At 67.8% G+C, this 19,259-nt stretch carries 19 protein-coding genes; 14 read left to right on the forward strand and 5 right to left on the reverse strand.

What is annotated here, in order from left to right; genetic code table 11:
* Window positions 1-101 precede the first annotated feature (101 nt).
* Window positions 102-1,406: an MFS transporter gene (locus OH686_RS06000; RefSeq protein ID WP_289536828.1), complete on the forward strand. Its 1,305-nt coding sequence runs from the start codon at window positions 102-104 to the stop codon at window positions 1,404-1,406.
* Here OH686_RS06000 and OH686_RS06005 read toward each other — a convergent pair.
* On the reverse strand, window positions 1,370-2,341 hold the full coding sequence (locus OH686_RS06005) for a LysR family transcriptional regulator (protein WP_289536830.1): 972 nt from the start codon (window positions 2,339-2,341) through the stop codon (window positions 1,370-1,372). The two genes, OH686_RS06000 and OH686_RS06005, sit on opposite strands and share 37 nt — an antisense overlap.
* 366 nt (window positions 2,342-2,707) lie before the next feature.
* On the opposite strand from OH686_RS06005, the gene OH686_RS06010 reads away from it, so the two are divergent.
* The 5 genes from OH686_RS06010 (at window position 2,708) to OH686_RS06030 (ending at window position 8,030) form a co-directional block, all read left to right on the forward strand.
* Complete coding sequence (locus OH686_RS06010) at window positions 2,708-4,429, forward strand: DUF1302 domain-containing protein (protein ID WP_289536832.1); 1,722 nt, start codon at window positions 2,708-2,710, stop codon at window positions 4,427-4,429.
* 13 nt (window positions 4,430-4,442) lie between these two features.
* Window positions 4,443-5,810: a DUF1329 domain-containing protein gene (locus OH686_RS06015; RefSeq protein WP_289536834.1), complete on the forward strand. Its 1,368-nt coding sequence runs from the start codon at window positions 4,443-4,445 to the stop codon at window positions 5,808-5,810.
* A gap of 22 nt (window positions 5,811-5,832) precedes the next feature.
* Window positions 5,833-6,225 carry a YidH family protein gene (locus OH686_RS06020; RefSeq protein WP_289536836.1) on the forward strand — a complete coding sequence of 131 codons (393 nt, stop codon included), beginning with the start codon at window positions 5,833-5,835 and terminating at the stop codon, window positions 6,223-6,225.
* The gene (locus OH686_RS06025; RefSeq protein ID WP_137974396.1) at window positions 6,218-6,529 is read left to right on the forward strand and encodes a DUF202 domain-containing protein; all 312 of its coding nucleotides are present in this window, start codon (window positions 6,218-6,220) and stop codon (window positions 6,527-6,529) included. The genes OH686_RS06020 and OH686_RS06025 overlap by 8 nt, the downstream gene beginning before the upstream one ends.
* Window positions 6,530-6,641: 112 nt before the next feature.
* Entirely contained in the window at window positions 6,642-8,030 is a 1,389-nt protein-coding gene (locus tag OH686_RS06030) for a DUF1254 domain-containing protein (RefSeq protein ID WP_289536837.1), read from the forward strand.
* A 52-nt stretch (window positions 8,031-8,082) separates the two neighbouring features.
* On the opposite strand, the gene OH686_RS06035 is transcribed toward OH686_RS06030, so the two are convergent.
* A complete protein-coding gene (locus tag OH686_RS06035; protein ID WP_289536838.1) occupies window positions 8,083-10,047 on the reverse strand; it encodes an alkyl/aryl-sulfatase in 1,965 nt (654 codons plus the stop codon).
* Window positions 10,048-10,169: 122 nt separating this feature from the next.
* Complete coding sequence (locus OH686_RS06040) at window positions 10,170-11,045, reverse strand: acyl-CoA dehydrogenase family protein (RefSeq protein WP_289536840.1); 876 nt, start codon at window positions 11,043-11,045, stop codon at window positions 10,170-10,172.
* 137 nt (window positions 11,046-11,182) lie between these two features.
* Here OH686_RS06040 and olsB point away from each other — a divergent pair, with 137 nt between their 5' ends.
* Together olsB and OH686_RS06050 are read left to right on the forward strand one after the other, a co-directional pair.
* The gene (olsB, locus tag OH686_RS06045; RefSeq protein ID WP_289536841.1) at window positions 11,183-11,926 is read left to right on the forward strand and encodes an L-ornithine N(alpha)-acyltransferase; all 744 of its coding nucleotides are present in this window, start codon (window positions 11,183-11,185) and stop codon (window positions 11,924-11,926) included.
* Window positions 11,927-11,979: 53 nt separating this feature from the next.
* The gene (locus OH686_RS06050) at window positions 11,980-12,750 is read left to right on the forward strand and encodes a lysophospholipid acyltransferase family protein (protein WP_289536842.1); all 771 of its coding nucleotides are present in this window, start codon (window positions 11,980-11,982) and stop codon (window positions 12,748-12,750) included.
* An 81-nt stretch (window positions 12,751-12,831) separates the two neighbouring features.
* Here OH686_RS06050 and OH686_RS06055 read toward each other — a convergent pair whose 3' ends face one another.
* Window positions 12,832-13,398 (reverse strand): acyl carrier protein phosphodiesterase, encoded by a 567-nt coding sequence (locus OH686_RS06055; protein WP_289536844.1) that lies wholly within the window; start codon window positions 13,396-13,398, stop codon window positions 12,832-12,834.
* Complete coding sequence (locus OH686_RS06060; protein WP_289536845.1) at window positions 13,395-14,420, reverse strand: AraC family transcriptional regulator; 1,026 nt, start codon at window positions 14,418-14,420, stop codon at window positions 13,395-13,397. The genes OH686_RS06055 and OH686_RS06060 overlap by 4 nt, the downstream gene beginning before the upstream one ends.
* A gap of 125 nt (window positions 14,421-14,545) precedes the next feature.
* Here OH686_RS06060 and OH686_RS06065 point away from each other — a divergent pair, with 125 nt between their 5' ends.
* From OH686_RS06065 to OH686_RS06090, 6 genes are all read left to right on the forward strand, one after another.
* Entirely contained in the window at window positions 14,546-15,706 is a 1,161-nt protein-coding gene (locus OH686_RS06065; RefSeq protein ID WP_289536847.1) for an alkane 1-monooxygenase, read from the forward strand.
* Window positions 15,703-15,870, forward strand: coding sequence for a rubredoxin (locus tag OH686_RS06070; RefSeq protein ID WP_289536849.1), 168 nt, complete (start codon window positions 15,703-15,705; stop codon window positions 15,868-15,870). The genes OH686_RS06065 and OH686_RS06070 overlap by 4 nt, the downstream gene beginning before the upstream one ends.
* A gap of 145 nt (window positions 15,871-16,015) precedes the next feature.
* Complete coding sequence (locus OH686_RS06075) at window positions 16,016-16,321, forward strand: ArsR/SmtB family transcription factor (protein WP_137974387.1); 306 nt, start codon at window positions 16,016-16,018, stop codon at window positions 16,319-16,321.
* A 58-nt stretch (window positions 16,322-16,379) separates the two neighbouring features.
* Entirely contained in the window at window positions 16,380-17,549 is a 1,170-nt protein-coding gene (locus OH686_RS06080) for an MFS transporter (RefSeq protein WP_289536851.1), read from the forward strand.
* Window positions 17,550-17,567: 18 nt separating this feature from the next.
* Complete coding sequence (locus tag OH686_RS06085; protein WP_289536853.1) at window positions 17,568-18,617, forward strand: alkene reductase; 1,050 nt, start codon at window positions 17,568-17,570, stop codon at window positions 18,615-18,617.
* Window positions 18,618-18,783: 166 nt separating this feature from the next.
* On the forward strand, window positions 18,784-19,182 hold the full coding sequence (locus OH686_RS06090) for a hypothetical protein (RefSeq protein ID WP_289536854.1): 399 nt from the start codon (window positions 18,784-18,786) through the stop codon (window positions 19,180-19,182).
* Window positions 19,183-19,259 lie beyond the last annotated feature (77 nt).

Raw genomic sequence — 19,259 nt, forward strand, 5'->3', positions numbered from 1 at the left:
GTGCCACCCGCAGCCCCGCCACCAGGCGGGTGCTGCCGCACCGCTAGCAGGGCCGCCGCCAGGGAAGTCGGCCGGCCCCACAACAACAAAAGAGAATTCCCATGTCCGTACAAGACTCTGCCTTCCGTCCGCGCCAGGCCTGGACGATCGCCTTCCTGCTGGCCTTCATGATGCTGGTCAACTTCCTCGACAAGGTGGTGATCGGCCTGGTCGGCGTGCCGATGACTCAGGAACTGAACCTCAGCCCGACCGAGTTCGGCCTGATCGGCGGCGCCCTGCACTGGCTGTTCGCGATATCGGCGGTGGTCGGTGGCTTCCTCGCCAACCGTCGGCCGACCCGCAGCCTGCTACTCGGCATGGGCCTGTTCTGGGCGCTGATCCAGCTGCCGATGCTGTTCGCCAACTCGCTGTGGATGATCGTCGCCTGCCGCGTGCTGCTCGGCATCGGCGAGGGTCCGGCCTCGCCGGTCGCCACCCACGCCCTGTACAAGTGGTTCCCCGATGACCGCCGCAGCCTGCCGGTGGCCCTGCTGCATTCCGGAAGCGCCATGGGTCTGCTGGTGGCCGGCGCGATGATCCCGTGGATCAGTCTGAACTACGGCTGGCGCACCAACTTCGCCGTGCTCGCGGTGATCGGCCTGGTCTGGTGCGGGCTGTGGCTGTTGCTCGGCCGCGAAGGCACCCTCGACACCCTGCGCCGCGGCCAACCCAACGCCGCGCAGAACGAGCCGCGCGTGCCCTACCGCCGCCTGCTGAGCGACAGCAGCGTGCTCGGCAACTACGCCTGCCACTTCGCCGCCAACTGGTCGCTGGCACTGACCCTGACCTGGGTGCCCAGCTATCTGGAGATCGGCCTCGGCATCGACCCACTGAAGACCGGGCACATGTTCGTCATGTTCGTCGTCGTCACCACGCCGCTGAGCCTGCTGATGGCTTGGCTGTCGCAGCGCTTGATGCGTCGTGGCGTGTCGTCGCGCCTGGCGCGCGGCGCCTTCGTCTCGCTGTGCCTGATCGCCGGCGGGCTGTTCTCCTCGGCGCTGATGCTCACCGAGCTATCGGTGACTACGCGGATCATCGCCCTGACCCTGAGCGGCGGCCTGGCCCTGGTGATGTATTCGGTGGGGCCGGCGATGCTCGCCGAATTCACCCCGAGCAGCCAGCGCGGCGGCATCCTCGCCATCGGCAACGCCGTGGCCTCGCTGGCCGGACTGTCGGCGCCGGTGGTCACCGGCCTGCTGGTGCACGGCGCGGGGGCCGGGCACCCGCAAGGCTATGCCCAGGGCTTCTTCGTCTGCGGTGGTGTGATGATCGTGGCAGGCCTGATCGGCCTGGTGACGATGAACCCGCAGCGCTCGCGCGAGCGCCTGGCTCAGGAAGAGATGTCGGGCGCCTGCTCGCGGGCCTGAGCCTGATCATCGGCGCTGCGCTCGATCAGACTGCCGCGCCAGCGGCCGTCGCGCACCGCCTCCACCAGCAGGCCGCGCACCAGGTCACGCATGCATGAGGCGGCGAACGACAGCGGCTTGTGCACCGAGTAGGCGATGGACACGGTGCGAGTGATGCGCGGCTCGACGATCTGCCGCGCCTCGGTCGGCTCGAACAGGTCGGCTAGCGGCGGCCAGTTGCTGATGGTCGCCGCCAGGCCGCTGCGCACCAGGCTGGCGATACCCGGCGCGGATTGTTGCTCGTAGGCGACGTTGAGCACCACCCCCGCCTCCATCGCCGCCTGCTCGATGCGCCGGCGCAGGTGCAGCGCCCGCGGCGCCATCACCAACCTTGTGGCACCAGCCTCGGCCAGGGTGATCGGGTCGCCGTGCAGACCCTGGCTGCCCATCCCGACCCAATACAGGTCCTCGATGAAGATCGGCTCGGCAGCGACATGCTCGAGCTCCTCGGCATTCGGCACCACACCGAAATCGACCTTGCCCAGCTCGATGGCCTGGCCACCCTCGCGAGTCAGACCGTCGCAGATGGTCAGGGTGATGCTGGGAAACTTCTCCGCGGCTCGCGCGATGATCGCCGGCAGCAGCAGCGCCGAGGCGGTGGCCGGGATCGAGATCGACACATGGCCCTTGGGGTCGCCACGGGTCGAGGCCAGCTCATCCTTCACCGAATCGAGCTTCTGCACCACCGACCGCGCCACCTCGTACAGGCGCCGGCCGGCGTCGGTGAGGGCCACGCCGTCGTGCTGGCGCTCCAGCAACTGCATCTCCAGCTCGCTCTCCAGCAGGCCGATCTGCCGGCTCAGTGCCGGCTGGGCGATATAGGCCCGCCGCGCGGCGGCGGAGAAGCTGCCGGCCTCGGCGATGGCGATCAGATAACGGAGCTGCTTGAGGGTCATGCGGTTCTCTCTATGGCCATGCCAAAGCGTTATGGCATCTATCCGAAGACACTATTTGTGGGGCTTTTCGAGGCTCCCTAGTATCCCCGAAACACTAAAGCGAAGGGAGTATCCGCCACTCGACGTTACAGTGCAGAACAATAAGTAGCGCCAATAAAAGCCCGCTCCGCAAGAACTGCCATTCTGCCGAAGAATATTGTCTCGCCCCAGGCGGGACGCGGCTTTCATTGCCTGTGTGTTTCGCAACTTGTTGTTCTCTGCGCGTGAATTCCAATTCTCACTCGACAACAAAGAGGACAATGAGTGATGCGATTCAAACTGCACGGCTTATTTAAACCGCCCTATCTTCTGCTGCCCCTGAGTTGCATGATCGGCAGCGTCCAGGCGGTCGATTTCCAGCTCGGAGAGATCGAGGGACAACTGGATTCCGCACTGTCCATCGGCACCAGCATCTCTACCGCCAATCCCGACCCGAAGCAGCTGAACAGCGCCACGGGTGACGACGGCCGGCGCAACTTCCGCTCCGGTGACGCCTTCTCCGGCCTATTCAAGGGCAACCATGACCTAGAGCTGCGCCATGGCGACATGGGCCTGTTCCTGCGCGGCAGCTACTGGTACGACTACGTGCTGCGCGACCAGGACCAGCGCTTCAAGAACGTCGAGGACAACAACCGCAAGCGCTCGGCAAAGTCTGCCGGCACCGAGTTGCTCGACGCCTTCGTCTACTACAACTACGCCCTCGCCGAACAACCGGGCTCGGCACGCCTCGGCAAGCAGGTGGTGAACTGGGGCGAGAGTACCTTCATCCAGGGTGGCCTCAACGTGGTCAATCCGTTCAATCTGTCGGCGCTGCGCCGGCCGGGCTCGGAGGTGAAGGAAGGCCTGGTGCCGGTGAACATGTTCTACGTCTCGCAGAACCTCACCGAAGCCCTGTCCACCGACTTCTTCTACCAACTCGACTGGGAGCAGACCCAGCTCGACAACTGCGGCACCTTCTTCTCCAGCAACGACTTCCTCGCCGATGGCTGTGATGGCCTGGACGTGGGCAGCGTGCTGACCGGCGTGCCGGCGGCAGTGGCGGCGCTGACGCCCTATGGCGTCAACCTCACCGACGAAGGCATCCGCATTCCCCGGGCCAAGGACCAGGACGCCCGCAACAGCGGCCAGTGGGGCCTGTCGCTGCGCTGGTTCGCCGCCGACCTGGACACCGAGTTCGGCGCCTATGTGGCCAATTACCACAGCCGCCTGCCCTACATGGGCACCATCAGCAGCCCGTACTACAACAGCACGGTATTCGGTAACGCCCTCGACAATGCCCTGCGCCTGGGCACCTCGCGGTACGTCGCGCAGTACCCCGAAGACATCCGCCTGTACGGCCTGTCGTTCTCCACCAACCTGGATACCGGCACCGCGCTGCAGGGCGAGATCAGCTATCGGCCGAACATGCCGATCCAGCTCAACGGCACCGACGTCATCCAGTCGCTGCTCAATGATCCGAACCGTTCGCCATTGGTCGCCGAAGGCATCCGCTCGCCGGCGGCGAACACCCTGTTCAACGGCTACCTGCGCAAGGAAGTCACCCAGGCCCAGGTCACCGCGACCCACTCGTTCGCCCAGGTACTCGGCGCCGATCAGTTGATGCTCGTGGGCGAGGCCGCGGGCACCTGGGTCGGCGGCCTGGAAGGCACTTACGGCGCGCGTTATGGACGCAACGGCACCTATGGCAACGGCGTGCTGGCGGGCGGCAACTGCGCGGCGATCTCGCGCACGCCGGAATACTGCAACGACGATGGCTTCCTCACCCGCTTCTCCTGGGGCTACCGCCTGCGCGCCAGCCTGAGCTACCCGAACGCCGTGGCCGGCATCGACCTGCGCCCCAACCTGTCCTGGCAGCACGACGTGGACGGCAACGGTCCGGGCGAGGGCTCGGCCTTCAGCGAGGGTTCCAAGGCCATCAGCGTCGGCCTCGATGCCTCGCTGAACAACACCTACAACGCCAGCCTGGCGTTCACCGACTTCATCGACGGCGACTACGGCACCCGCGGCGACCGCGACTACGTGTCGATCAGCCTCGGCGTCAACTTCTAAGCGGAGCCCACCCATGAATCAGACTCATCGCCTCATACGCGGCGGCGCACTGTGCTGCGCCCTTCTGCTGGCCGGCAACGCCCTGGCGGCCGTAGCGGCCGAGGAAGCCGCACAGCTGCAGACCAGCCTGACCCCAGTCGGCGCCGAACGCGGCGCCAGTGCCGACGGCAAGATCCCCGCCTGGGACGGCGGCCTGAAGACCCAGCTGCAGTTCGCCGCCAACGGCACGCCGCTCGACCCGTTCAAGGATGAACAGCCGCTGTTCAGCATCGATGCGAGCAACTTCGAGCAGTACCGCGACCAGCTGAGCCCGGGGCAGATCGCCCTGCTGCAGCGCTTCCCGGACAGCCTGCGCCTGCCGGTGTATCCGAGCCACCGCACGGTCGCGGTGACGGACGCGGTGGCCGAGTCGGCCGCGCGCAACGCCACAGGCGCTCGTCTGATCAACGACGGCAATGGCCTGGAGGGTTTCGCCGGCGTGGTCGCCTTCCCCATTCCCAAGAATGGTCTGGAAGTGCTGTGGAACCACCTGACACGCAACCGCAACGCCAGCTCCAGCCTGACCAACGACAGCGCCGCGCCGCAGAAGGACGGCAGTTACAGCATCATGACTACCCAGCAGTACTTCACTCGCCGCGACGCGGTGCAAGGACTGGCGACGGACGAGGGGCGCAACATCCTCTACTTCTACAGCCACAAGATCACCGCGCCATCACGCATGGTGGGTGAAGTGGTGTTGGTGCACGAGACCCTCGACCAGGTGGCCGAGCCGCGCCTGTCCTGGCTGTATAGCGCCGGCCAACGCCGCGTACGGCGCGCCCCGAGCATCGCCTACGACACTGCCGGCCCGACCACCGCCGGCCTGCGCACCGCCGACAGCCGCGACATGTTCAACGGCGCGCCGGACCGCTATGACTGGCAGCTGGTGGGCAAGAAGACCCTCTACGTGCCCTACAACAGTTACCGCCTGGCCTCGCCCGAGCTGAGCTACGAGACGCTGATCCAGCCCGGCCATGTCCGCCCCGACGCCACCCGCTACGAACTGCACCGGGTCTGGGAAGTGGTCGCCACGCTGAAGCCGGGCATGCGCCACATCTACAGCAAGCGCCATTACTTCATCGACGAGGACACCTGGGCCATCGTCGAGGCCGACCACTACGACAGCCGTGGTGAACTGTGGCGGGTCGGCGAGGCTCACAGCTTCTACCACCCCACCGGCAACGCCGCGGTCAACGCCATGGAAATCACCTACGACCTCAACAACGGCCGCTACATCGCCTCCGGGCTGACCAACGAACAGCGCCAGCCGTTCGATTTCAGCTACCGCGCCAGCGTCTCCGACTACTCGCCGGGCGCCTTGCGCAGCAAGGGCCTGCGCTGAACCCAACCACCGACGGTCAGTCATGAGCACTCCCGCAACCCCGCCGCCACGCAAGCCACTCTCGCAGTCCCTGCTGGGCGGCGAGGAGCCGGACCCGCGCTTCACCCTGGCCAACGAGCGCACCTTCCTGGCCTGGGTGCGCACGGCCCTGGCCCTGCTCGGCGGCGGCATCGCCGTCGAGACATTCGCCGGCGAGGCATTCGGGCCACAGCTGCGCCTGATCATCACCCTCAGCCTGCTGTCACTGAGCATCCTGGTCAGCGTCGGGGCCGGCCTGCGCTGGCTGGCGGTGGAACGTGCGCTGCGCCACCGCCGCGCCCTGCCCCTGCCGGTGCTGGTGCCACTGCTGGCACTCGGCTGCTGCCTGGCCGCGCTGGTGCTGGCCGGCCTGTTCTGGCCGCGCTGGCATGGCTGACAGGCCGGTCGACGCCGGGCTGCAGGCCGAGCGTACCGAACTGGCCTGGCGCCGCACGCAGATCTCGCTGCTGGTGATCGCCTGCCTGGCCCTGCGCGGGCAGGACCCGCCGCTGGTGCTGATCGCCCTCGCCACGGCCGGCATCCTCTGGCTGCGCCAGGGCCGGCGCTACCAGCGCAGCCTGGCGATGCTGCGCGACGAATGCGGCCGCGCGCGCCTGCGCACCGTGCTCGGCACCAGCCTGGCGCTGCTGGCAATGGCCCTGCTGGCGATGCTCAAGGCCGTCTCCACTCTTCACTTCTGACCTTGCCTGCCGGACCAGAGCACCCGGCACACGGAGAACCCAAGCATGATCACGCCATTGGAGCGGCACGCCCGCGCCTTGCCTTTTCCCCACCCGACGGGAGCGCACAGCCATGCACATCGGTAAGAAAAGCCGCCGGGCCCTGGGCCTCGCCGGCATCGTGCTGCTGGCCGGCGGCCTGGCCACCTACAGCGTGCTGCAGCAGGCGCGGGAGACCGCCCAGGCCTACCTGTTCGGCTACCCGCTGGTACTGATGGAGCTGACCAAGCAGCACCAGCAGCTGCTCGGCACCACGGCCATCAACGGCTTTCGCCACAGCCGGCGCTTCCCCGACGCCAGTTTCAACAGCGTGGTGTCGCCGAACGTCGACACCCTCTACAGCATCGTCCACTTCGACCTGCGCCGTGAGCCGGTGGTGATGAGCATCCCCGACACCAGCGGGCACTACTACATGATGCCGATCATGGATGCCTGGACCAACGTGGTGAGCAGCCCCGGCACCCGCACCATCGGCACCGGCGCAAAGGACTTCCTGGTTGTCGGCCCGACCTGGCAGGGCGAGGTACCGGCCGGCATGCAGCCGATCCGCATACCCACGCAGATGGCCTGGATGATCGGCCGCATCAAGAGCGCCGGGCCGCGGGACTACGCCGAGGTGCATGCGCTGCAGCAGCGCTTCAAGCTGATGCCGCTGAGCGCCTGGCAGGGACAGGCGGCTGCCGCAGCCCCGGCGACGATGGTCGAGCTGCCACCGCTGGAGCGCAGCCAGGGCCCCGACCGCCAGCTGGCCGTGTGGGACCGCGAGACCTTCTTCCGCACCTTCTGCCAGCTGCTGGCCGACAACCCACCGCGCGCCGAGGATGCGCCGATGCTCGAGCGCATCCGCGCCACCGGCCTGCTCACCGACGACTGCCAGCCGCAACAGTCGCCGCTGCAGCGACTGGGCAGCGCGCTCGGCTACCGCAAGGTGGTCGCCCAGCTCGACGACAGCCAGCAACTACTCGACAAGCGCCCCACCTTCAACGGCTGGCGCATCGGCTATGAACTCGGCGAATACGGCACCCGTTACCAGCAGCGCGCGCTGGTGGCCAAGCTCGGCCTCGGCGCCAACAGCCCCGAGGATGCCATCTACCCGAACCTGCACAGCGACGCGCAGGGCCGCCCGCTGAGCGGCGAGAACCGCTACGTGCTGCACTTCGCCAAGGATCAGCTGCCGCCGGCGCGGGCGTTCTGGTCGCTGACGCTGTACAACGCCGCGCAATTCCTCTCGGCCAACCCGCTGAACCGCTATGCCCTGGGTGACCGTGACGACCTGCACTACAACGCCGACGGCTCGCTGGACCTGTACATCCAGAAGGATCAGCCGGCCGCTGCCGACCAGCGCCGCAACTGGCTGCCAGCGCCGGATGGCCGCTTCAACCTGTTCCTGCGCCTGTATTGGCCGCAGCCCGAGGTGCTCGAACGGCGCTGGTTGCCGCCGGCCATTCAGCTCGCGCAATGAACAACGCCCCGCACGACGACTGTCGTGCGGGGCGTTTTTTTCCCAGCAGGTCTCAGGGGGTGACGAGGTTGAACTGCGGGTTCGGCTCGTCGAGGCCGCCGAGCAGCTTGAGCAGCTTGAGCCGACCGCTCTCGAACTCGATACCACCGATGGTGGCTTCCTTCAGGAAGCCGGTTTCCTTCAGCGCGATGCGGTCGAGCAGCGCCTTGGTCATGCTCAGGTCGACGTCGGCCTGGGCGTGGCGCGCGCCCTTGCGCTGGGTCAGCACGCCGTTGCGCAGGGTCAGTGCGTAATCCTCGTCGAGGTCGCTGAAGCGCCAGTTGATCAACAGATCCTCGTCGGCCGCCTTCATCGCGTCGATGCGCACCGCCAGATAGTCGAAGAACATGCTCGGGGTCAGGGCCCGGATCATGTCCGGCGCGCCGTTGCGTGCACGCGCCTCGGCCACGCCCTGGCGCAGCTCCAGGGCACCGCTCAGGTAGACGTTGCGCCAGGTGGCGTTCTCGCTCTGGTAGCCGAGCTGCTCCAGGGTGTCGGCCTGCAGCTCGCGCGCCGACGCGTTGTCCGGCTCGGCGAACACCAAGTGATTGAGCAGCTGCGCTGCCCAGCGGTAGTCGCCGGCGGCGAAGGCCTGGCGCGCATTCTGCAGTACTGCGTCGGCGCCGCCCATGGCCGCCACGTAACGGCGCCCGGCATCCTCAGGCGGCAGCGGGTCGAGGTTGGCCGGGTTGCCGTCGTAGAAGCCCATGTAGCGCTGGTACACGGCGCGCACGTTGTGGCTCAGCGAGCCGTAGTAGTCACGGCTGTACCACTTGCCGGCCAGGCGCGGCGGCAGCGACTGCAGCTGGGCGGCGATTTCGGTCGGGGTCAGACCCTGGTTGATCAGGCGCAGCGTCTGGCTGTCGAGGAAGGCGTACATGTCACGCTGGTCAGCCAGATAGTCGCGGATCTCATTGCCACCCCAGGTCGGCCAATGGTGCTGGGCGAACAGCACCTCGGCCTTGTCGCCGTAGCGCATCAGGGCGTCGTCCAGGTAGTGCGCCCAGACCTTGGAGTCGCGTACCAGGGCGCCGCGCAGGGTCAGCACGTTGTGCTGGGTGTGGGTGGCGTTCTCGGCCATGCACAGGGTCTTGAACTGCGGGAAGTACATGTTCATCTCGGCCGGCGCCTCGGTGCCGGGAGTGAGCTGGAACTCGATCTCCACGCCATCGATGCTGCGCGTCTCCACCGGCTGGGCGATCAGCACGTTCGGCGCGATCAGGGTCACCGTGGCGTTGCTCGGCGTGCCCTTGCCGAGGCCGGCGTCGACCTGGCCGCGCTCGTCGCGCGGCAGCAGCGAGCCGTACATGTATTGGGCGCGGCGCATCATCGCCGGGCCGGCCAGCACGTTCTCGCTGACCGCGTGTTCGTAGAAGCCCTCGGGAGCGATGACCTGGACCTTGCCGGCCTTGACGTCGGCCTCGTCGATCACCCCACGCACACCGCCGAAGTGGTCGACATGCGAATGGCTGTAGATCACCGCCAGCACCGGCTTGCGTGGACGATGCTTGTAGTACAGCTCGAGGCCGGCCCGGGCGGTCTCGGTGCTGATCAGCGGATCGATCAGGATCAGGCCGCTGTCGCCCTCGATGATGGTCATGTTCGACAGGTCCATGCCGCGGATTTGGTACACCCGCTCGCGCACCTCGAACAGGCCGGCGATGTTGTTCAGCTGGGCGATACGCCACAGGCTCGGGTTGACACTGGCCGGGGCGTCGTTGCCGTCGAGGAAGTTGTAGGCCATGCGGTTCCACACCGGCTGGCCCTCGGCATTCTCGACCACGCCGCCGAACGGCTCGATCAGCCCGCGGCGGGCATTGTCGAAGTCGGCGCGGTCACTGAACGGCAGACGCTGCAGCCAGGCCTGGTTGCGCTCGCGGGTGATCTCGCTGGCAGGTTTGGCCGGCGTGGCCTGTTCGGCATAGGCCGGCGAAAGGATGAGCGCCAGGGCGAGGGCGCTAAGGCGGAAGCTGGGCATGAAAGGACTCGTTCTGCTCTTGTTGGTATAGACGGACGCGTCGAAGCCGCTCGACTCTAAAGAGCACGCTTCCGCGCCGCCAATATCAGAGGTGCATGCCCGCCATAACGCCAGGGAATGCCCTAGACGAACACCGCCCAGGCCTTCTCCAGGCGCTTCTCGCGGGCCGTGCGCGCCACTTCCAGCAGATTGCAGTCACGCGCCCACAGCGCCGCCCATTCCTGGGGGCCGGCAGCCATGGCGGCGTCCAGCTCCGGACGCAGGGTCTTGAACTGGGCGAACTGCCCGGCCAGCAGAACATGGGTGAGCGGATCGCTGGGGTTGTGCCGCGCCACTTCGGCGCAGCCGCTGAGCAGCGCCAGCAGGCGCAGGGGCAGCTCCTGCGGCCACCCGCTGTCGCGACCGACGCCATACAGCCAGGCGCTCAGGGCGGCCAGCACGTGCAGGTCCTCGATGCTGCGGAAGGGTTTCACGTAACTGTCCCAGCCATCGCCGGGCAGCAGTTCGCACAGGCTGTTGTCCAGGTGCAGGCGGGCGTGGCCGATATCCGGCATAAGCGGCAGCGCCGGCAGCGGCTCGATCCGCACACCCGGCGCGCCACTGCGCACCACGCCGACGGCCAGGCGCGGCGCGCCCTCCTCTTCCACCCGCGCCGCCACCAGCAGCCAGTCGGCGGCATCGGCGGCGGTGACGAAGTCCTTGCGCCCCGACAGGTGCAGGCCGCTCAGACGAGTCTGCAGGTCCGCCGGGCGGGTGCTTCTGTTCTCGGTCACGCACAGCGCGCCCAGGCTCAGCGGCGCCGCCGGCCACAGCGCACGCAGCGCGCCCTGGTAGCCGGCGAGAAAGGCCAGGCCGGGCGTGGCCGCCAGGCGCCCGCCGAGGACGGCCAGGGCGAAGGGAGTGGTGTCGCCGGCGCGCTCCAGCAGCGCGGCGTACCAGTCGTCCAGGTTGCTCGCGCTCAGGCGGTCACGGGTTTCCAGCAGGGGTTGCCAGGGCATCACATAAATCCTCGTCGTCTGTCACACAAGCATCACCGAATCTTCATGGAGGTGACACCGGGTCTTCCTAGCCTGAGCTTGCCCAACAACATCGACCGGCCGCAACCCATCGCAGGCTGGCTCACGGAGGCTAATCGATGACCCAGATCGCCCGAACTGCCGAACGCCGCCTGCACGCCGAACGTCTGATCGGCCCGGATGCGCTGCGCGAAGCCCAGACCCTGCGCTACGCCGTGTTCAGCCGCGAGTTCGATGCCAAGCTGAAAGGCGCCGAGCTGGGCCTGGACATGGATGACTACGACCCGCACTGCCAGCATATCGGCGTGCGCGATCTGAGCAGCGGCCGCCTGGTCGCCACCACGCGCCTGCTCGACCATCGCGCCGCCGCCAGCCTGGGGCGCTTCTACAGCGAGGAAGAGTTCAGCCTGCACGGCCTGGCCCACCTCGAAGGCCCGGTACTGGAGATCGGCCGCACCTGCGTCGACCCGGCCTACCGCAACGGCGGCACCATCGCCGTGCTGTGGAGCGAACTGGCCGAAGTGCTCAACGAGGGCGGCTACCGCTACCTGATGGGCTGCGCCAGCATCCCCATGCAGGACGGCGGCATCCAGGCCCAGGCGATCATGCAGCGCCTGCGCGAACGCCACCTGTGCACCGAACACCTGCGCGCCGAACCGCGCAACCCGCTGCCGGCCATGGACCTGCCGGGCAACGTCATCGCCGAGATGCCACCGCTGCTCAAGGCCTACATGCGCCTGGGCGCCAAGGTGTGCGGCGAGCCGTGCTGGGACCAGGACTTCCAGGTGGCCGACGTGTTCATCCTGCTCAAGCGCGACGAACTGTGCCCGCGCTATGCCCGTCACTTCAAAGCTGCCGTCTAGCCGCCGAGCGTGGGGGGGCAACCCCTCCGCTCTCACGCTGCCCGAGTGTCACGATGATCAAACTTCGCCTTTACCTGCGTCTCATCCGTCTGGCCGCCGTGCTGCTGCTCGGCATGCTGCTGGCCAGCGGCGTCGCCCTGGCCGAGCGGGTGCGCCGCGGTGACCTGATGGGCCTGCGCCAGCACCTCACCGCCTGGTTGATGCGTCGCCTGAGCGCCGCCCTGCCGTTCGAGGTCGAGGTGCGGGGCGAGCTGCCGCAGGGCCCGCACCTGTGGTTGAGCAACCATGTGTCGTGGACCGATATCCCGCTGCTCGGCCAGCTGCTGCCCCTGTCCTTCCTGTCCAAGGCCGAGGTGCGAACCTGGCCGCTGGCCGGCTGGCTGGCGCACAAGGCCGGTACCCTGTTTATCCGCCGTGGTTCCGGGGACAGCGCCCTGCTCGCCCGCCAGCTGCATCGCCACCTGAGCGCCGGGCGCCAGCTGCTGATATTCCCCGAGGGCACCACCACCGACGGCCTGCAGGTACGCACTTTCCACGGTCGCCTGCTGACCAGCGCCATCGACACCGGCACGCCGCTGCAGCCGGTGGCGATCCGTTACCTGCGCAATGGCGAGACCGACCTGGTCGCGCCCTTTATCGGCGACGACGACCTGCCCTCGCACCTGCTGCGCCTGTTCGCCGCGGATCGCGCCAAGGTGGAGATCCAGCTGCTCACGCCCATCGCCAGCACCGGCCAGGAGCGCAACGTGCTGGCGCGCCTGGCGCAACGGGCAGTGCAGGTGGCCTTGTTTGGCGAGCCGCAGGAACAGTCGCAGGCGGCCTGATAGCACTTGGTGTACTGTCTGTGGCGAGTACACCCTACAAAGTCCCCGTAGGGTGGCCTCGCCGCGCAGCGGCAGCCCACCTCAGCGTCCGGCAAACACCTGCAACTGCGGATAGAACTCACGGAAGTCCGCGCTGAGCGGCTCGTACAAGCGCTCCAGTTCGCCCATGGCACCATCCAGCATCTGCGGCCGTGACAGCCGTCGGCTCATGCCCAATAGCACCTGCTCCAGCACGGCGAAATCCCTGTAGCTGCCCAGCCAGTCCTGCGCCGCCATGCGCGGCGCGATATAGGCCAGGCGCTCGGGCAACTCGGGCTGGGCGGCCAGCACCCGGTAGACACGGTCGGTGAACTGCGCCAGCGGCTCGCTGGCGAACTCGGCCCAGTCACGGGCCAGGCAGTGGTCGAAGAACAGGTCGAGCAGAATCCCTGAAGTGCGCCGCCGCTCGGCGGGAAAGCGCGAGCGCGCCTGTTCGATCAGCGGGTGGCGATCGGTGAAGGCGTCGATGCGCCGGTGCAGCTGGATGGCCGCCTCGATCTCGGCCGGAAAGCGCCCCGCCAGCGGCCCCTTGACGAAGTCGCCGTACAGGCTGCCGAGCAGCTGTTCCGGCGCGTCGCCGCCCAGGTGCAGGTGAGCCAGGTAGTTCACGCCGCCCCCTTGCGCCAGGCATTCGGCGTCATGCCCAGCCAGCGGCGGAAGGTGCGGCTGAAGTTGCTGGTATCGCGATAACCCAGGCGCTCGGCCACCGCCTCCACGCTCAGCGACGTGCTCTGCAGCAGCCAGCAGGCCAGCTCCTGGCGCACCTCGTCGAGCAGTTGCTGGTAGTGCACGCCTTCGTCGCGCAGGCGGCGGATCAAGGTGCGCTCGGAGAGGTGGAATTCGTCCGCCAGCTGCTCCAGCGTCGGGTAGCTGCCCTCGCAGGCCACCAGGCGCAGCTGCACCCGGCTGGTCCAGTCGCCGCCGGGGCTGGCGCCCTGCAGCTGGTGCTCGCAATCACGCAGGGCGATGCGCGCGGCCTGGGGGTCGGCGCTCAGGCTGGGGCGATCCAGCCACTCCAGCGGCAGGCTGACGCTGAAGCGCTCGGCACCGAAGCTGACGCCGGGGCCGAGCAGCTCGCGATAGCGCGCCGACCAGGGTGGCTCGGCGAAGGGAAAGGCGAACGCCAGGCAGTCGTCCGGCAGCACGCCGCACACCGCCTCCAGCAGGCGCAGGCAGACGCCGGCCAGGCTGGTGAAAATGTGCTCGCGCACGTTGCCCAGGTCGAACAGCTCCTCGACGCAGATGCGGTAACGCTCGCCTTCGATCTCGCCACCGAGGCGCAGGCTGGACAGGCGCAGCACGCTGAAGCGCTCCAGCACCGCCAGCACGCCGCGCAGGTCCGGGCACAGGGCGGCGGCGTAGCCCACCGGACCGTGGGCCGACACCGGCATGGCGCAGCCGACTTCCAGGCCCAGCCAGGGACAGTCGGTGAGCTGGATGCCGCGACGGATCAGGCGCTGCACCTGGGCGAAGTTGAGCGGGCGGTTGTCGCGGTGCAGGTTCGCCCAGTCCAGCCCGGTGCCGTGCAGGATCTCGGCCTCGCCGAAGCCGCGCTGGCGCAACGCCGCGCACAACAGGCGGGCGTAGATGGGGTGCAGGCAGGGTTGCAGCGGGGCGAGATTCGGGTCCATGGCGGCGGTCCACGCGCGGAGCGAGCTGTCACCATATGACGATTTTCTGCCCAGCTCAACGGTTATGCCACTGGCCGCGCCAGCGCATGCTGGACCCAGGTCGAAGAACCGTGGAGAGAACAACAATGCCCGCCACCCTGCCCTACCGTGATCGCAAACGCCCACTGTGGCTGCTGTCGCTGCTCGTGCCCTGTCTGGGACTGATCGGCCCCGCCCTGTACCTGCTGGTATCGCCGCACGACGCCTGGCTCTGGCTGCCGCCGGCGTTCTTCTACTTCGGCGTGCCGCTGCTCGATGCGCTGATCGGCGAGGACCCGAGCAACCCGCCCGAACCCGAGGTACCGGCGCTGGAGGCCGACCCTTATTACCGCTGGATCACCTACCTGCTGGTGCCGGTGCTGTGGGCGGCCTTCATCGCCACCACCGCCTTCGTCGCCACCCAGCCGCTGGCCTGGCATGGCGTGCTGGCGATGATCATCAGCACCGGCGGCGGCCTCGGCTTCGCCATCAACCTCGGCCACGAGATGGGCCACAAGAAAAGCACGCTGGAGCGTTGGCTGGGCAAGCTGGCGCTGGCCGTGGCCTGCTACGGGCACTTCTACATCGAGCACAACCGTGGTCACCACCGCGACGTGGCCACCCCGGTGGACCCCGCCTCGTCGCGCATGGGCGAATCGATCTACCGCTTCGTCCTGCGCGAGATGCCCGGCGGCTTCCGTCGCGCCTGGCAGCTGGAGAAGGAGCGCCTGGCGCGCTGTGGCAAGCGCACCTGGAGCCTGGACAACGAGGTGCTGCAACCGGCACTGGCCAGCCTGGTGCTGTATGGCGGGCTGACCCTGGCCTTCGGCCTCACCATCCTGCCGTACCTGCTGCTGACCGCCGTGTGGGGCGCCTTCCAGCTGACCTCGGCCAACTACCTGGAACACTACGGCCTGCTGCGCCGCAAGCTGGACAGCGGCCGCTACGAGATCTGCCAGCCGCATCATTCGTGGAACAGCAACCACCTGTTCTCCAACTGGGCGCTGTTCCACTTGCAACGGCATTCCGATCACCACGCCCACCCGACCCGGCGCTACCAGTCGCTGCGCAACTTCCCCGATCTGCCGCGCCTGCCCAGCGGCTACTTCGGCATGTACCTGGTGGCCTACGTACCGCCACTATGGTTCCAGGTGATGAATCCACGGCTGATCACCGCCGTGCATGGCGACGCGGCGCGGATCAATTTCCAGCCCGGCCAGCGCGAACGCCTGATGCGCCGCTACGGCCTCGGCGAGCAGCCGACATGAGCCGCTATCGCTGCCCGGAGTGCGGCTATCGCTACGATGAGGCCAAGGGCGAGCCGCACCACGGCTACCCGCCGGGTACGCCCTGGGAAGAACTGCCGGAAGACTTCGCCTGCCCGGACTGCGCCATCCGGGTAAAGGACGAGTTCGAAGCGCTGGAGGACTGACGCGCAGCACCGAAAAGGAGCCATCCATTGATGGCTCCACCTCATCCCATCAGCTGCACTGATAGTCAGTATCGGCACAAACGATCCCCATATCGGACCAACCCGATATAGAGTTCGCCTCAACCCGATATACGACAGTACCAGCATGAGCAGCCCGATCGACATCGACGAAATCATCAAGGCCCTGGCCCATCCGGTCCGCCGCGAGATCCTGCAATGGCTCAAGGAGCCGGAGAAGCATTTCGCCGACCAGGACCACCCGCTGGAGCTCGGCGTCTGCGCCGGCAAGTTCGAGCGTTGCGGCCTGTCCCAGTCGAGCGTGTCGGTGCACCTGGCGACTTTGCAGCGTGCCGGTCTGGTGACCTGTCGCAAGGTCGGCCAATGGAGTTTCTTCAAGCGTAACGAGGAGGTCATCCAGGCCTTCCTCAAGGACCTCGACGCCCAGCTCTGAGCGGATGCCTGCCCGCAGCAGGCCACCTCTTCCAACCGAATTTCCAGGAGCCGGCCCCATGCCGTTACCGCTTCTCGTCCTCGCTCTGTCCGCGTTTGCCATCGGCACCACGGAATTCGTCATCATGGGCCTGCTGCCCGAGGTGGCCACCGACCTCGGCGTGTCCATTCCCGGTGCCGGCTGGCTGGTCACCGGCTATGCCCTCGGCGTGGCGCTAGGCGCGCCGTTCATGGCCCTGGTCACCGCCAACTGGCCGCGCAAGCTGGCCCTGCTGGCGCTGATGGGCATCTTCGTGCTGGGCAACCTGCTGTGCGCCACCGCCGCCGACTACGAGCTGCTGATGATCGCACGGGTGGTCACCGCCCTCTGCCACGGCGCCTTCTTCGGCATCGGCTCGGTGGTCGCCGCCAGCCTGGTACCGGAGAACCGCAAGGCCTCGGCCGTGGCCCTGATGTTCACCGGCCTGACCCTGGCCAACGTACTCGGCGTGCCGCTGGGTACCGCGCTCGGCCAATATGCCGGCTGGCGCTCGACCTTCTGGGCCGTGACCGCCATCGGCATCGTTGCCTTTATCGGCCTGTGGCGCGTGCTGCCGAACAATCGCGAACAGGAACCGACCGACCTGCGTGGCGAACTGAAAGCCATGCGCGGCGCCGGGCTGTGGCTGGCGCTGTCCACCACCGTGCTGTTCTCCGCCGCCGTGTTCGCCCTGTTCACCTATATCGCGCCGCTGCTCGGCGAGGTCACCGGCGTGTCGCCGCGCGGCATCACCTGGACCCTGCTGCTGATCGGCGTGGGCCTGACCCTCGGCAACCTGATCGGCGGCCGCCTGGCCGACTGGAACCTGGCCAAGGCCCTGGCCGCCATTCTGCTGACCCTGGCCCTGTTCTCCACCCTGGTGCGCTGGACCAGCCCGCTGCTGATTCCGCTGGAGATCAACCTGCTGCTCTGGGCCATGGCCGCCTTCGCCGCCGTGCCGGCCCTGCAGGTCAACGTGATGAACTTCGGCCAGGCCGCACCCAACCTGGTGGCCACCCTCAATATCGGCGCCTTCAACCTGGGCAACGCCCTGGGCGCCTGGGTCGGCGGCCTGGTCATCAGCCAGGGCCTCGGGCTGACCAGCGTACCGCTGGCCGCCGCCGTGCTGGCCGCCCTGGCGCTGGTCGCCGCCCTGCTCACTTTCTCCTTCGGCAGCAGCGCAAGCCCTGCCGAAGCCCTGCTCGACTGAACCACTGGAGGCTGCACCATGACTACCCTGTTCGACCCCATCAAGCTCGGCAGCCTGGAGCTGCCCAACCGCATCATCATGGCCCCGCTGACCCGCTGCCGCGCCGACGAGGGCCGCGTGCCCAACGCGCTGATGGCCGAGTACTACGTGCAGCGCGCCTCGGCCGGCCTGATCCTCAGCGAGGCCACCTCGGTCACGCCGATGGGCGTGGGCTACCCGGACACCCCCGGCATCTGGTCGGAAGACCAGGTACGCGGCTGGCACAACGTCACCCGCGCCGTGCACGCCAACGGCGGGCGCATCTTCCTGCAGCTGTGGCACGTCGGCCGCATCTCCGACCCGATCTACCTGAACGGCGAGCTGCCGGTCGCCCCCAGCGCCATCGCGCCGGCCGGCCACGTCAGCCTGGTCCGCCCGATGAAGGGCTTCGAGACCCCGCGCGCCCTGGAGACCGAGGAGATCGCCGACATCGTCGAGGCCTATCGCCACGGCGCGGAAAACGCCAAGGCAGCCGGCTTCGACGGCGTGGAGATCCACGGCGCCAACGGCTACCTGCTCGACCAGTTCCTGCAGAGCAGCACCAACCAGCGCAGCGACCAGTACGGCGGCTCCATCGAGAACCGCGCGCGCCTGCTGCTGGAAGTCACCGACGCGGCGATCTCCGTATGGGGCGCAGATCGCGTCGGCGTGCACCTGTCGCCGCGTCGCGACCTCCACGACATGGGCGACGACAGCCCGCGCGAAACCTTCGGCTACGTCGCCCGCGAGCTGGGCAAGCGTGGCGTGGCCTTCATCTGCACCCGCGAGAAGGAAGGCGACGACAGCCTGACTCCCTTCATCAAGGAGCAGTTCGGCGGCTTGGTCATCGCCAACGAGCGCTTCACCAAGGATCAGGCCAACGCCTGGCTGGCAGACGGCAAGGCCGACGCCGTGGCCTTCGGCGTGCCCTTCATCGCCAACCCGGACCTGGTCGAGCGCCTGGCCAAGGACGCCCCGCTCAACGAAGCGCGCCCGGAGCTGTTCTACGCCCCAGGCCCGGTCGGCTACATCGACTATCCGCGCCTGTAACCGCATCGCCTCGGATGCACCAAGCCCCGCCCAGGCGGGGCTTTTTTCATGGGCGCGAGAAAGCCGCATGTGTCGCGGAGCCACCTGCGCACCAGTCACCAGGGGCGACGGGAGGTCGGCATGCCCACTGGGCAAGCACGAAGCGGGCTGGCTATGATCGACACCCATGTCATCCCCACCCCAGCTCCGCCAACCCTGCCCGCCCGGCGCCTGCGACTGCGAGCGCGAGCGGCTGCTGGACAGCCCCGGCAGCGACATGCGCATCCTGCTGCTGACCCGCAACGAGGAACAGCGCCTGCTAGAGCGCCTGGAGAATCTGAAGAGCCTGGACGACTTGCGCCATATGCAGCAGCGCATGTACGAACAGCTCGGCATCCGCGTGGAAGTGGCGCCCGGCCTCAACGAGGTGCGCAGCATGCGCGGCATCGCCATCACCATCGGCCCTCTCCCAGGCCTGTGCCGCAAGACCCGCCAGGCGATCCCCGCCGCCATCCGCCGCGGCCTGGAACGCCACCCGGAAATCGCCTATCGCCTGCTCGACTCCCACGACCTCTTGGGCGGCTAGTCCTTCGCACTCAGGCCACCCACAGCAATCGCTCCGGCGCGCGCCACCTGCCGAACATGAGCGGGGTGAAAGCAGCG

The sequence above is a fragment of the Pseudomonas sp. SO81 genome (assembly GCF_030374125.1).
In the GTDB taxonomy this organism is placed as follows: domain Bacteria; phylum Pseudomonadota; class Gammaproteobacteria; order Pseudomonadales; family Pseudomonadaceae; genus Aquipseudomonas.